Here is a 12,910-nt window from a genome sequence, read left to right on the forward strand (position 1 = left end):
CACGCCGATACGCCGGCTACGTCGAGGTCTTCGTGAACCAGCGGCGCGACGAGCTCGTTTAGGCTGATCGGGTGCAGGAATCGCCGACCGACACCCACCCGCACGAACCCCATACCGAGGGCCTGGCCTCCCGGCTGAACTGGCTGCGCGCCGGGGTCCTCGGCGCCAACGACGGCATCGTCTCCACCGCCGGTCTGGTGGTCGGTGTCGCGGCGACGACGAACGACAGCACGACGATCCTCGCGGCGGGCGTGGCCGGACTCGTCGCGGGCGCGATCTCGATGGCGGCCGGTGAGTACGTATCGGTGAGCACTCAGCGTGATTCGGAGAAGGCGCTGCTGGCCAAGGAACGGCGGGAACTGGCCGCCTTCCCCGACTACGAACTGGCCGAGCTCACCGAGATCTACCAGGCCAAGGGCCTGAGCCCGGCGACCGCGCGCCAGGTGGCCGAGGAACTGACCGCCCACGACGCCTTCACCGCCCACGCCGAGGCCGAACTCAAGTTGGACCCGGACGAACTCACGAATCCGTGGGCCGCCGCCGGCTCCTCGGCGATCGCGTTCACCTGCGGAGCGCTGCTCCCGCTGCTGGCGATCGTGTTGCCGCCGGCGCAGTGGCGGGTGCCGGTGACCTTCGTGGCGGTACTCGTAGCGCTCGCGCTCACCGGGTCGCTGAGCGCGCGACTCGGCGGAAGCGCGCGAGGCAGAGCAGTGCTACGGGTCGTCGTCGGCGGTGCGCTTGCCATGGCGGTGACCTACGCGATCGGCACGCTCACCGACACCCTCAGCGGATGAGCGGTCAGGAGTTGGGCCGAGATCGAGTCGCCGTGTAACCCGGTCGACGGTATCGGGCGGGACTACCGGTTCCAGGCGCGGCGAGACGCTCGGTGCTGCGCGAGCAGTAACCCGCGGCGGATGGGCCCCAAATGCCCGAACCGACAACGCCGTTCATGCGTCGTGACCGGCCACCGTCCGGCCGCGTGGATTTCGGTCCTCGCCCCATTTCAGGCAATCGCCGCCGTAACTAGACTTGCCGACGCTGAGATCGCGGCTGGACTCGAGGAGGGTGTGGGTGCCGCCCAAATCGACCAACCGACGGCGCCCCACTCAGGACCGTGCCAAGGCAACACGCGAGGACATACTCGATGCCGCCGCGGCACTGTTCGGCGAACGCGGCATCACCGATACCTCCACCAACCGCATCGCCGCTGCCGCCGGGGTGAGCATCGGAACCGTCTACCGATACTTCCCCGACCGAGCAACGATCGTCGAAGAACTACTCACCCGTATCCAGAACAACATCGAACGACGATTCACCGAACGTGCCCACGACCTCTCGGACACCCCCGTGCAGCAACTGGTTTCGGGCGTCTTGGAGGCCATCGTCGACGAGATGGTCACCGACGTCCCACTCGTACGCGCACTGATAGCCGGGTTGGACTTCTACAGCAGCGGCATGCCCGAGCTCGAAGTACGCCTGCGCCTGCTGGTCAAAATGCAGATCATCCAGATCCTCGGACCCGGCGCCGACGACGAATACGACGTACTGACCATCACCATCATCAGTGCGTGTTTCGGCATAGTCCTACGCGCCGCCGTACTCGAAGACAGGCACATACGCGACGAAGTGATCGCCACGACTGCCCGACTTGTAGCGGCATTCGCCGACAACGAGATCCAAGCCCGCACAACCGGCGAGAATCACACCCGCGACTCGCCTGCTGCACCATCGAAATGACATTCGGAACCGTCACCCGAACAGCGGCTGGTGGCATGGCCGGAACGGATCAGGTCAATTCGGCAGCGAACCGAGCAGCCAACCGCCGGGACCGTCGGGTGACTCGTCGAAGTAGTAGCCGCGGATCGCCTGGAGGATCTCGTCGGTGCCGACCAGACCGTCGCCGTCGGTATCCAGACGCGGATGCACTGCGCGGGCATCGGATTCGGGCAGGTTCATCAACGCACCCGTCCAGCGAATGTACTCGTCGAGATTCAGCTGCCCGTCGCCGTCGGTGTCGGCCACCGCCATGATCGCTTCCAGGAACGGTCGGTACCCCGCTTCGAAGGACTCCTCGGTGACGAGCAGACCTGCGGTGAACGCCCGCTTGTATTCGCCGAGGTCGATCGTTCCGTCACCGTCGGCGTCGGCGGCCGACACCAACCGGTCCCACAGTCCGAGACTCAATTCGAGCAGTCGCTCCCGCTCTGGCGTGCCTGGGGCACGGCCGAACACGTCGGCGAGGCGGATGGCCGAGTTTTCGAAATCCCGGCGTTCGATTCGACCGTTGTTGTCGACATCGAACGTCTGGAAACGTCGAGTCAACTTACGGTCGAGGATATCGTCGTTCGTCAAAGCGGTGGCCCTCCTGTTGCTGCGATGTCGGACAGTCATCGTTCGGGACTCGCGTGATGCTCGATCAGTATAGGCATCCTCTGCGAATCACTTTGTCGACAAGGCGCTTTCGCGATTCGACCTGCTTCGGATCACTCATGGCACACGATGAACGTCCAGCCAGCGTCGGAGGATGTGCAGCAACACTGGGAACAGCGGAGCCCACCGGGAGGTTCGATGTGGATATGACTGATACGACTGGAAGTAGCGATGAAGCGCAGATCCGGGAAGTGATCCACAGCTGGGTCGCCGCGTTCCGTAACCGAGATGTGTCGGCCGCGAAGGCGATCCACTCTCCGGACACAGTTTCCTTCGACATCGTTCCACCACTCCGCTACATCGGCTGGGACTCGTATCGAAAGCCATGGGAGGACACGTTCGACGGTTTTATCGGACCGATCGATTTCGAGATACGCGATCTGGTGATCACCGTGGGCGACGACATGGCCTTCAGCCGGAGCCTGAACCGGATGATGGGCACCATGGCAGACGGGCAGAAGACCGACTTCTGGTTCCGCTGGACGGCCTGTTTCCAGAAGATCGGCGGCAGGTGGCTCATCGTGCACGATCACACCTCGGTCCCGACCGACTTCGGTACCGGGACAGCAGTATTGGATCTTGCGCCGTAGGAAAGCCGAAGACGATGGCTCGACTACTTCCACCGGAACGTACCGCAACCACCCGCGCACCGCCGCGCGCGGCACACAGCGCCAATGGAGTGCCGGGTTCACGCACGTACTACCGAAGCTGTGGCCGGCCAACGAGGTACCACCTCCGCCCGGTCCGATATCCGTTCTCGCAGTAGGGTGTGATTCGTGACCACTGTGACAGAGGCGGACAGACCCTAGCCACCGGTCCCCCGGTGGCTGCCCCGAGTCGGCGACACCGCGCCCTGACGGCGCGGAAACTCGCGCTGCTCTGAAGTCCACCGGCTGGACCCGCTGTCGTCCGCGCGGCCGTCCCGTTTCCTCGGATGTGCCGTCCGCTTCGCACTCAGTGGGAGTACCCCTATGCCCAAGTGGTTGGCGGCGCTGTTCGCCGCCTCGTTCGTGTTCTATACCGACGACTATGTGATCGCCGGTGTCCTGCCCGAGATCGCCCGCGATCTGGGCGTGAGCCAGGCCGCCGCCGGTCAGCTCATCACCGTGTTCGCCGTGACAGTCGCCCTGGTGGCGCCAGTCGCCGCCGTCGTCCTGGCCCGCGCCCCTCGACGCGTGCTGCTGGTGGCCAGCCTGTGCGCGTTCGTCGCCGCCAACGCGGCCGCGGCGGGTACGCCGTCGTTCACCGTCCTGTTGATCCTGCGCGTCGCTGCGGCGGCGGCCGCCGCGGTCGCGACCCCGGCGCTGTTCGCCACCGCGGTCCAGCAGGCCCCCGCTGCGAAGGTCGGCCGCTATGTCGCGGTGGTGGCGCTTGGCGTCACCGGGTCGATCGCGGTCGGTGTGCCGATCGGCACCTGGATCGGTGGCGTATTCGGCTGGCGCGCGGTATTCGCCACCATGGCGGTGTGCGGCCTGCTCGCCCTCGCCGGTCTGCTGATTACGTTGCCGCGCGGAATGTTCGGCGATCCCGCGCCCGACTGGCGGGCCCAGGTACGCAGCCTGGGACGGCGGCCGGTGACCTTCGGTCTGTTGGCCAACATGTCGCTGATGACCGGCTCGATGATGATGCTCACCTATCTCGCGCCGTTCCTCATCGATGTCGCCGGGGCGGCCGTCGATGCCCGTGCCCTCTCCTTCGGGCTGGCTGGTATCGCAGGAACCCTCGGCATGTGGGGTGGCGGCGCGATGACCGACCGGTGCGGCCCGGACCGCGCCCTGCTGATCGGTATGGGCGCCGTCGCCGGGTCGATGGCAGGCCTGTGGCTGCTGTGGGGCATGCGCCCGGTCCCGATCACAGCCGTGGTGCCGGTGCTCGCCGTGTGGGGTGCGGCCGCCTTCTGGAACTCACCCGCGATCCAAGCCCGGCTCGCCGCCCTGTCCGGCGCCCTCGCCCCACAGGCGCTGGCGCTCAACACCTCCGGCACGTACCTGGGTGTCTCCCTCGGCGGTCTGCTCGGCGGTCTCACCCTGGCCAGGTGGGGTTCGGGCGCACTGCCACCGCTCGCTGTCGCCTGCACGGTTCTCGCGCTGGTGCTGCTGTCTAACGCAAGCGAAACCGCCCGTAAAACGCAAGCTCGCAAGTAGGCAGCCGGGCCGCCGGTGCGGTATCCACCCGCACCGGCGGTTCAGGCCGCTGTGCGAGCTCGCGATCTCAGTCCGTGTTGCTCCACGTCACGAGATGAGCGAGATTGTCGGTCCTGGCCTCGAATCTCGCGACAAGGCAGTTGCGGTTCGAATTTCTCGTCATGATCCTGCGCACTCGATTCGCGGGACGGACCAAGGTGCCCGGCACTCGGAGCTGGTCTCGCCGCCGCGTTGCAACAGTTTCAAATATCCAGGCGTGATCCGGTCGAAACCGATGAGCTGAACGGGAGGGACATGTACTCGGCGAAGTCGCCGACCAGCTCCCGATGAGTTCGGGCGCCAACGATCCGGTCGCGCACCTCGCCGTACACGAATATCAGAATGGTGGGTAGCGCGGTGATCCGATGCTCCTCGACAACCCTCGACCAGTCGTCGTACTCCATTGTCGCGCACGAAATTGTCCGCCCCTGGGTCCTGGCGAATTGTTCGAATACCGGTTTAATCTTGTGCGAATTCGGATCTCGACCGCCGTGAAACAGCACCGCGAGCAGCGGGGCTCGACGTTGCACGATCCGACTGAATCCGGTTGCGTCGGCAATTGTTTCGATCATTGCGCCCAAACTCCATTTGCCGGTCATTGCTTACCCTCGACCGGACGACTGCCGTTCTTCTCCAGCTCGACTGGAAAGACGGGTCCGGAGACGACGATCGGCTCCGGACCCGTCTGGACGCCGGCTTCGTGACAGGTGCCGGAGCGCCGGACCCGCGCGATCCCACGCCTATGCCACCGAATCACGAGTTCAGCGAACAATCACAGGCAGAAGCTGACCTCGAGCGGGCCCAAATGGATGGGCAGGCACACTTCCACCGAGCCGGACACCGGAGCCACCGTCGGAGCCTCGGCCGCGGCCACGCCGGCACCCAGCGCGGTCGCCGACATCGCGATCGCCACCGCCGCTAGCGGCCGAAAGATTCTGGAACTCATACTGCCATCCTCATTAGTGCGATTGTGATGCGTCCCATGAGCGGGACCGGTCACATCAGATCACGACCCGCGAGTAATGTCACGCTTACGGAAATAATTCACATTGCTAGGCCGGGTATGTGCAGCTCGTTCGACCAGAAGCCGGTCACAGGCTAATTTCTCAGCCGGAACTCACTTGAACTCGGAGGCGTGTGCTCGAATTTTCACAGTACGAGCCGTCCTGAAATATTTCGATATGAATCCATAAGCTTTCACCGGAACCGTTGTAGGTTTCTCCATAGGTAAATAACCAGGACGGAATAGCAATGTCCGAATATACAAAGTTGCAGTCGACCTGTTCATGCGGTCGCCCAACGAAATCGGATGATGCCCTGCGGACAGTCACGCGCAGGCGCCTTGGTGTCCTGCTCGCAGAATGCGACGGTCACGTACTCCGGCTCCGCAACTAGCGGTTCAGCTGTCGGACGTGGTCCAGGTCCGGTACTCGGCCTCGCGGGACGGGGTGCCGTTCCATGGATGGTCCGGGAAGTCCTCGTCGCGTACTTCGGTTCGACTCGGGAGGTGGGCGCAGACGCAGGTGATGGTCAATGTGGCTGTGCGGGAGCCGAGTTCGTCGGCTTTGAGGTCGTGAGCCAGGACGGTGGCGACCGGGAGGAGATCGTTCATCGTCGCCGTGCCGGGCAGACAGAGCTCGAGGTACAAGTCCACCGAGCCGGTCGCTCGGGCGACAACGCCGATCTTCCTGCCGCAATGCGGACATCCGGTGGGAGGCGGGTGCGCTGCATGAACTTCGACAGGTCGAGTCCGGCGATCGCCTGTGTGCCGGTCACGGCTCGTGGTCCCTCTGTTGTGTCATCAGTCTGGCGGTCTGTCGGCGCCGTGCGGAACCGGCACATATGAAAAGCGCTGGGCCAGCTCGTCGACCCGGGCCAGACGGGCGTCGAGCATGGGTCGATGCAATGGTTGCACCCGGCTTCGCAATCGGGCCAGCAGTTTCTGGAGACGCTGCAGGGTCATCGGTGAGCTCGCCGCTGCCGGTATGACGTCGTCGATACCGGTCCGCACGAAGTCCTCCCACACCGGCAACGGGATGACGATGCGGAGTTGACCGTCGCTGTCGTGAAGACGCAGAGGTTCTGTGCTCGCAGCCGTGGCACAGTCGAGTAGGTCCTCGATCTCGTCCAAGACCTGCACGGCCGTCGCGGGGTCGTTCACCGCCGGCGCGAGGGATCGGAGCGTGATGTCGGCGAGCAGCCTGACGGCGAGTAGCGGGTCCTGCTCGAAAGTTCGTTCGCTACCTCCGACTATTGCGTCGATGATCGCGGCGACCGGGAGAGTTCCTCCGTGTACGTCCGCAAGGGGTGCACCGCGCGACAGGGTAGCGCCGGGGGCCTCGTGCAGGACCACCACGGCGTCGGCGGTTCGGGCAGCGTTCAGCAGCCGGTCCACATGGATCCGCTGGAGCACTTTCGGCGGGTGCGGCCAGGTCAGCGTCGCGTGCAACGGTGGAAGTGGCGCAACGGGAGACGGGTCGACGTCCGGGGTCCTGTCCGGATAGACAGCTTCGAGGACGGCGCGGCCCTGAGCCGCGATAGAGCTCACGGCCGGGGCGAGTTGGATGGCGGCGAAGGCTCGCAGTTGCAGCGTCCTCAGCAGGTACAGCATCACGAATACCAACAGCACGGCGATGACGGGCACGATCAACGAAACCTCGGCCCGACTACCGATCGCGAGCGCGGCGGTCAGCGAGAACACGGCCAGCCCGGCAGCAAAGGCGAACGTGCGCCAGACGATCGGGTCGTCGCGAAACAGCGTCAGGCGCGGTGTGAAGTTGGTGGCGGCCCACTGCACCACCAGGAACAGCAGCGAAAAGATGACTGCGACCGCGCCCAGCAGACCTAGTCCAAGGCCGAGCAACATCTCGGTCACCTGGCGGGCGGGCACATTCGGGCCACGGGTGAATCTCGGCGTGACCAAGCCGAGTGCGAATCCGGCGAGAACGAGCACCAACTGGGTGAGCCCGGCGCGCAATCGTCGTCTGCGGCGGAGGAAGGCGTGACCGACCGGTGCTGGCATGTCTCACCCACCCGCACGAGGTTTCGAAGTACTTCCGGCCTGTGGAATCAGAACACCGTCGCCCAGTCGTCCTTGATGCTGATCGTCGTCCATCCGTTCGCATAAGCGGACTCGACGGCCTGCTCGGCGCCCGCCCGGTAGTCGAACTCGCGATCAGCGTCGTCATGCAACAGCAGTAACCGCAGAGCGGGTCGGTTCGGCTGTTCGGAAAACTTCAGCATCGGGATGTCGCCGTTGCTGTTGCCCGCCGCGAGCAGTGGACGTCGACCGATGTGATTCCAGATCCGGACCGGTTTCTCCGGCCCGTCGTCGAGGACGTCGAGTTCGGGCTTGCGCAGGATCGTTCCGCTGCCACCGTCGTCGTTCCATGCCAGCGACACGGCGCTGCCGATGACACGCTGCCGTGGGACGCCGTAGGTGTCCCGGCTGACCGGCCGCATGAAGTCGCGGCCGCCACCGGAGACGATGTAGTTGCGAAACCCGTTCGCAGCCAAGTAGTTCAACAGATCGATCATCGGTGCGTAACTGCATGCCAGATAGTCACGGCCGAGGGTGGGATGCTTGGTTGTGCGAAGGAAGGCATCGGCGCGAGCCTCGAATTCCTCCACGCTGATCTCGGCGAACGCCGCCAGGATGCCCGCTGCCAGCACCCCGAGCTCGCTGTCGTCACCGTGGTAGTGCTTGGTGATCACCGCGTTCAGCCACTGAAAGTCCTTGGTGTATGCGGCTTCCCAGGGCTGACGGGTACGTAAGCTTCGATCTTGTTCGGCCATCACGACGAGGCGACGCAGAATGAAGTCGAGTTGGATCGGCATCGGTTTCTCACACCACAGGGTGCCGTCGTTGTCGAAGACCGCGATCCGGTCGTGCGGTGGCACTTCGTCGCGGCCGCCTGCGCTGGTCACCCGCTCGACGAAGTCCACTATCGCCTTTTTGGCAGCGCCCGCGCGCCACCTCGGAAGTGGGTCCGCTTCGGATCCGGCGCGGTTCTGTGTGGTCATCGCCTTACCGCCCGGGAGTACGCGCTGACGTCCGCGTACCGGTCCGCGCGAAGTGGCGATGCAGCGTCGACCGACGAATATTTGATGGCATCGGCCGCGGCTACTCTCGCGAGAGCATGGCAGCGGCTTCGCGTTCGAGGTCGACGAACGGTTCACCGCTCACATCGACGGCCACTTGATGCAGCGTCCCGCCGGTGAACGCCCAGGGGCGCGCACCGGGATAGTCGTCGGTGACGGCTTCGGCGGTATCGCGGCCCGCGTGCAGCCCTTCCCCGGCAAGGCTGAATTTGCCCGGCTGAGTGCGGATTCGACCTTCGCCGACTTTGCGCTCGCCGTAGTAGAGGCTCAGGACCCCGCGGGCGGTGCCGGGCGGATCTTCGCTCTCCTTGTCGAAGGACGCGGCCAGAATCAGGTTCTCGCCGGTCGGCAGCTCTTCGGTCGCGCTGATGCGCTGTTCTTCGCTGCCGAGGAAGTTGTAGACGTAGTGCAGGCGATTGTCCTTGACGTAGAGAGCGTGTCCGCCGAAGCGCCCACCGTGGGAGAACAACACGCCCGCGGCATCGTGGCCGGGCACGTCGACGAGCGCTCCGATCGAATAGGACCGGTTGCGGATGTTGACCGCCACCGATTCCGGCACCTCCGCCCCACCGGGACGGTAGACGTAGCGATGCCGCGGCGGTGCGAGCTGAGGACGTTCGGTGGTGAGGATCTCGATCGCCGAGCGGTCATCGAGTGGGAAGGCCTGGTTGACTCCCGCCTCGTAGAACCACAATCCGATCAGTTCGGCCAGCCGGCCTGGTTGTTCGGCCGCGAGATCGTGCATTTCCGAGCGGTCCACCTCGGTGTGGTAGAGCTCCCAGGTGTCGTCGGGGAAGTGGCTCCAGCCGCTCAGGGTGGGATGGGTGGTGACCGCTTTCCAGCCGTCGTGCCAGATCCCGCGCCCACCGAGCATGGAATAGAACTGGGTGTGTTTGGCGGTCGGGATGGTCGGTGCGTCGAAGCTGTAGCGCATGCTCACACCCTGTACCGGTATCTGGGCGTGGCCTTTGACCATGTCGGGAAGCTCGAGGCCGAGGCAATCCAGCAGCGTTGGCACCAAGTCGACGGCGTGGTGGTATTGGTCGCGGATCTCGCCGTGCGCGCTGGTGCCCGCAGGCCAGGAGATGATGCACGGATCGCAGGTGCCGCCGTTGAACGAGTACCGCTTCCACATCTTGAAGGGGGCGTTGAACGCGACAGCCCATCCGTTCGGGTAATGGTTGTAAGTCGTGGTGCTGCCGAGTTCGTCCAGTTTGGCCATGTTCTCGGCCAGGTCGTCCAAAACGCCGTTGGTGATCTTGTTCTCGTTGACCGAGCCGTCGGATCCGCCTTCGCCGCTGGCACCGTTGTCGGAAACGACGACGATGATCGTGTTGTCGAATTGCTCGATGCGCTCGAGGTAATCGAGCAATCGGCCGATCTGGTCGTCGCAGTGGGAAAGGAATCCCGCGTACACCTCCGCCATTCGGCAGAACAGCCGCTTCTCGTCCTCGACGAGGGTGTCCCACGGTCGGGTGTAGTCCATCGGCGGGAACGGCGCACCGTCGGGCCCGCTGCGTGTGTCCGGGGTGCCGATCGGGTTGAGTGGGGGCAGTTCAGTGTCCGGCGGGACCAGACCCAGCTGTTTTTGGCGTTCGAGGATTTCGGCGCGCATCACCTCGTAGCCCGCGTCGAACCGGCCTCGGTAGCGTTCGATCCATTCGCGTGGTGCGTGATGGGGAGCGTGCGCGCATCCTGGAGCGTAGTAGAGGAAGACGGGCCGATCGGGTGCGATGGCCTTGACGTCGTCGATGTACTCGATCGCGTGATCGGTGATATCGACACCGAAGTGATAGCCCTCTTCCGGAGTGGAGGGCTGCTCGACGGGGTGATTGTCGTGCACCAGATCGGGATACCACTGGTTGGTCTCCGCGCCGAGGAAACCGTAGAAGCGTTCGAAGCCGCGCCCGACCGGCCAATTACGTTTGGTGGACGCCAGGTTCATTTCGTCCTCGGCGCACAGATGCCATTTTCCGACCATCGCCGTGCTGAAACCCTGGTCGACCAGAACTTCGGCGAGGGTGGCGCACTCGGCGGGGATGTGCCCGTTGGCTCCAGGAAATCCGACGGCGGCCTCGCTGATACAGGCCATGCCGTTGGTGGTGTGGTTACGGCCGGTCAGCAGACACGAACGGGTCGGCGAGCACAACGCGGTGGTGTGCCACTGGCTGTAGCGCAGACCCCGGGCGGCGATCCGATCGATGTTCGGCGTCTCGATCGGCCCTCCATAGCAGCTCATCGCACCGAAACCGACGTCATCGAGAACGATGTAAACGATGTTCGGCGAACCGGGCGCTGCCTTGGGCTGCTCGTAAGGGCCCCAGTCCGGTACCGAATCGCGGATGTCGAGGGTGACCACTCCGCGGAACGGGATTGCCATGGGTGTTTCTCCTCGAGTAGACCCCCGGTAAATAGCCCCCGACCGAAACTAACCAGCGTGGGAGTCGCTGACATCACCCATATCGGGTGAACCCCTCACACACCCGAAACAACGGCCCTGCGCATCGAACGGCGCACCGGTTTCAGTGCGACACTGAAAGGCCTCGATCGCCCTCGAGTTCGCCCGAATGGGAGGAGGACGAACCGCACCGTGGAAAACGAAGATCGATGCTGCGACCGGAATTCATCTACAGGCGGAAAGCGGGACCGCATGAGCGCACCGAACGAGCTACATCGTGACCGACAGCCTGATCCGAGCACGATGCCCGAACACTCCCCCGCCCACCACGCCCAGGTCACAACCGGCCCGTCCGGTGGGCAGAAGCAGATGACCTGGATCGACGGTGGTTCCTTCACGATGGGCTCGGACAACCACTACCCCGAAGAGGCACCGACCCACCGGGTCTCGGTGGCAGGGTTCTTCATCGACCCGCACCCGGTCACGAACGCCGAATTCGCCCGTTTCGTCTCTCGCACCCGCTACGTCACCGTCGCCGAACGCACACCCGGTGCTGCCGACTATCCCGACGCTGATCCAGACAAACTGGTCGCGGGATCCTCGGTGTTCGTCAAACCCGGCCGACCGGTACGCCTCGACCGCCCCTACCAGTGGTGGCATTGGGTTCCCGGCGCGAATTGGCGGCACCCGCAGGGACCGGGCAGCTCGATCAAGAAGCGCCCCGACCACCCCGTGGTCCATATCGCCTGGGCCGATGTGACGGCATACGCCGAGTGGTCAGGCAAAGACATACCGACCGAAGCCGAATGGGAGTACGCCTGCCGAGGTGGGCTCGACGGCGCCGAATTCGCCTGGGGCAACGAACTCGAGCCCGGGAACAAGCGGATGGCCAACACCTGGCACGGCGAATTCCCGCATCACAACACACGGGAAGATCGCTTCGAGACAACCTCGCCGGTGGGTGCCTTCCCAGCCAACGGATACGGCCTCGTCGACATGATCGGCAACGTCTGGGAATGGACCGGGGACTGGTATGCGAGCCATCAACGGCCACCGCATTCCTGCTGTGCCCCAAAGGATCCCCGAGGCGGCACCGAGGAAGACAGTCGCGATCCCACACAATCGCGCCTTGGTCGACGCGTCATCAAAGGCGGGTCGCACCTGTGCGCACCGAACTATTGCCGTCGGTACCGCCCCGCGGCCAGGATGGCTCAAACCATCGACACCTCGACCTCGCACCTGGGTTTCCGCCTCGTGATTCGGCCCTGATCGTCGTCTTCACACCGTCAACCGGCCGACAGGCTCTCCCGCGCCGATGGGCCCAGCACCTCCCCCGCTTCACCCGAAACGGGGGAACCGAGTTTCCATCGGTGGCCATAGCGTCGAAACCATGACCACCACCTCACACCCGGTCCGCCAAGGCTTGGCCGCGAGTATCACCATGCTCGCCGCGATCATGCTCCTGGTGGCAGGCACCCTCGGCATATTGCGCGGGATCGCCGGCATCACCAAGGACGAGCTGTTCCTGATCCCGAGCGAATACACCTACCAGTTCGACGTCAGCACCTGGGGCTGGATCCACCTCGCGCTCGGATTGCTTTTCGTAGCGGTCGCCATCGGAATGATGCTCACAGCGACCTGGGCCCGAATCTTCGCCTACTGCTTGGCCGCATTGTCGATCATCGCCAACTTCCTGTCCCTTCCGTACTACCCATGGTGGTCGATGATCATGGTGGGCATCGACCTCGTCATCATCTGGGCGATCTCGACCTGGAATCCTGACCGAGTCTGAACCTCG

13 protein-coding genes are annotated in these 12,910 nt (G+C 64.5%); 6 read left to right on the top strand and 7 right to left on the bottom strand.

All coding sequences use genetic code 11. The features are described from left to right. The first annotated feature begins 71 nt into the window (after positions 1-71). Both HYG95_RS19325 and HYG95_RS19330 read left to right on the top strand, forming a co-directional pair. Entirely contained in the window at positions 72-794 is a 723-nt protein-coding gene (locus HYG95_RS19325) for a VIT family protein (RefSeq protein WP_181699693.1), read from the top strand. A gap of 277 nt (positions 795-1,071) precedes the next feature. Further along, a complete protein-coding gene (locus HYG95_RS19330; RefSeq protein ID WP_181699695.1) occupies positions 1,072-1,737 on the top strand; it encodes a TetR/AcrR family transcriptional regulator in 666 nt (221 codons plus the stop codon). Positions 1,738-1,791: 54 nt separating this feature from the next. Here the strand turns inward: HYG95_RS19330 and HYG95_RS19335 are convergent, their stop codons facing one another. Then, complete coding sequence (locus HYG95_RS19335) at positions 1,792-2,352, bottom strand: EF-hand domain-containing protein (RefSeq protein ID WP_220139603.1); 561 nt, start codon at positions 2,350-2,352, stop codon at positions 1,792-1,794. A gap of 224 nt (positions 2,353-2,576) precedes the next feature. On the opposite strand from HYG95_RS19335, the gene HYG95_RS19340 reads away from it, so the two are divergent. Both HYG95_RS19340 and HYG95_RS19345 read left to right on the top strand, forming a co-directional pair. Then, complete coding sequence (locus HYG95_RS19340; RefSeq protein WP_181699740.1) at positions 2,577-3,020, top strand: nuclear transport factor 2 family protein; 444 nt, start codon at positions 2,577-2,579, stop codon at positions 3,018-3,020. 381 nt (positions 3,021-3,401) lie between these two features. Continuing rightward, a complete protein-coding gene (locus tag HYG95_RS19345) occupies positions 3,402-4,574 on the top strand; it encodes an MFS transporter (RefSeq protein ID WP_181699698.1) in 1,173 nt (390 codons plus the stop codon). Positions 4,575-4,816: 242 nt separating this feature from the next. Here HYG95_RS19345 and HYG95_RS19350 read toward each other — a convergent pair whose 3' ends face one another. The 6 genes from HYG95_RS19350 to HYG95_RS19375 form a co-directional block, all read right to left on the bottom strand. Further along, positions 4,817-5,212, bottom strand: coding sequence for a thioredoxin family protein (locus HYG95_RS19350; protein WP_181699699.1), 396 nt, complete (start codon positions 5,210-5,212; stop codon positions 4,817-4,819). A gap of 173 nt (positions 5,213-5,385) precedes the next feature. Then, positions 5,386-5,559 carry a hypothetical protein gene (locus HYG95_RS19355; protein WP_181699701.1) on the bottom strand — a complete coding sequence of 58 codons (174 nt, stop codon included), beginning with the start codon at positions 5,557-5,559 and terminating at the stop codon, positions 5,386-5,388. Positions 5,560-6,012: 453 nt separating this feature from the next. Further along, positions 6,013-6,225: a hypothetical protein gene (locus HYG95_RS19360; RefSeq protein WP_181699702.1), complete on the bottom strand. Its 213-nt coding sequence runs from the start codon at positions 6,223-6,225 to the stop codon at positions 6,013-6,015. A 189-nt stretch (positions 6,226-6,414) separates the two neighbouring features. Further along, positions 6,415-7,635, bottom strand: coding sequence for a DUF2254 family protein (locus tag HYG95_RS19365; RefSeq protein ID WP_181699704.1), 1,221 nt, complete (start codon positions 7,633-7,635; stop codon positions 6,415-6,417). A 47-nt stretch (positions 7,636-7,682) separates the two neighbouring features. Continuing rightward, positions 7,683-8,636 carry an HAD family phosphatase gene (locus HYG95_RS19370; RefSeq protein WP_181699705.1) on the bottom strand — a complete coding sequence of 318 codons (954 nt, stop codon included), beginning with the start codon at positions 8,634-8,636 and terminating at the stop codon, positions 7,683-7,685. Positions 8,637-8,736: 100 nt separating this feature from the next. Next, complete coding sequence (locus HYG95_RS19375) at positions 8,737-11,094, bottom strand: arylsulfatase (protein WP_181699706.1); 2,358 nt, start codon at positions 11,092-11,094, stop codon at positions 8,737-8,739. Positions 11,095-11,415: 321 nt separating this feature from the next. On the opposite strand from HYG95_RS19375, the gene HYG95_RS19380 reads away from it, so the two are divergent. Continuing rightward, complete coding sequence (locus tag HYG95_RS19380) at positions 11,416-12,381, top strand: formylglycine-generating enzyme family protein (protein ID WP_255495543.1); 966 nt, start codon at positions 11,416-11,418, stop codon at positions 12,379-12,381. Between the two features lie 121 nt (positions 12,382-12,502). Further along, the gene (locus HYG95_RS19385) at positions 12,503-12,904 is read left to right on the top strand and encodes a hypothetical protein (RefSeq protein ID WP_181699707.1); all 402 of its coding nucleotides are present in this window, start codon (positions 12,503-12,505) and stop codon (positions 12,902-12,904) included. Positions 12,905-12,910 lie beyond the last annotated feature (6 nt).

It is taken from the genome of Nocardia sp. GTS18, assembly GCF_013839555.1.
Lineage (GTDB): Bacteria > Actinomycetota > Actinomycetes > Mycobacteriales > Mycobacteriaceae > Nocardia > Nocardia rosealba.

Excerpts from the sequence above, each read along its gene's own strand:
- HYG95_RS19340 (WP_181699740.1), top strand. The coding sequence starts at position 2,577 with ATGACTGATACGACTGGAAGTAGCGATGAAGCGCAGATCCGGGAAGTG.
- HYG95_RS19345 (WP_181699698.1), top strand. The coding sequence starts at position 3,402 with ATGCCCAAGTGGTTGGCGGCGCTGTTCGCCGCCTCGTTCGTGTTCTAT.
- HYG95_RS19350 (WP_181699699.1), bottom strand. The coding sequence starts at position 5,212 with ATGACCGGCAAATGGAGTTTGGGCGCAATGATCGAAACAATTGCCGAC.
- HYG95_RS19355 (WP_181699701.1), bottom strand. The coding sequence starts at position 5,559 with ATGAGTTCCAGAATCTTTCGGCCGCTAGCGGCGGTGGCGATCGCGATG.
- HYG95_RS19360 (WP_181699702.1), bottom strand. The coding sequence starts at position 6,225 with ATGAACGATCTCCTCCCGGTCGCCACCGTCCTGGCTCACGACCTCAAA.
- HYG95_RS19365 (WP_181699704.1), bottom strand. The coding sequence starts at position 7,635 with ATGCCAGCACCGGTCGGTCACGCCTTCCTCCGCCGCAGACGACGATTG.
- HYG95_RS19370 (WP_181699705.1), bottom strand. The coding sequence starts at position 8,636 with ATGACCACACAGAACCGCGCCGGATCCGAAGCGGACCCACTTCCGAGG.
- HYG95_RS19375 (WP_181699706.1), bottom strand. The coding sequence starts at position 11,094 with ATGGCAATCCCGTTCCGCGGAGTGGTCACCCTCGACATCCGCGATTCG.
- HYG95_RS19380 (WP_255495543.1), top strand. The coding sequence starts at position 11,416 with ATGCCCGAACACTCCCCCGCCCACCACGCCCAGGTCACAACCGGCCCG.
- HYG95_RS19385 (WP_181699707.1), top strand. The coding sequence starts at position 12,503 with ATGACCACCACCTCACACCCGGTCCGCCAAGGCTTGGCCGCGAGTATC.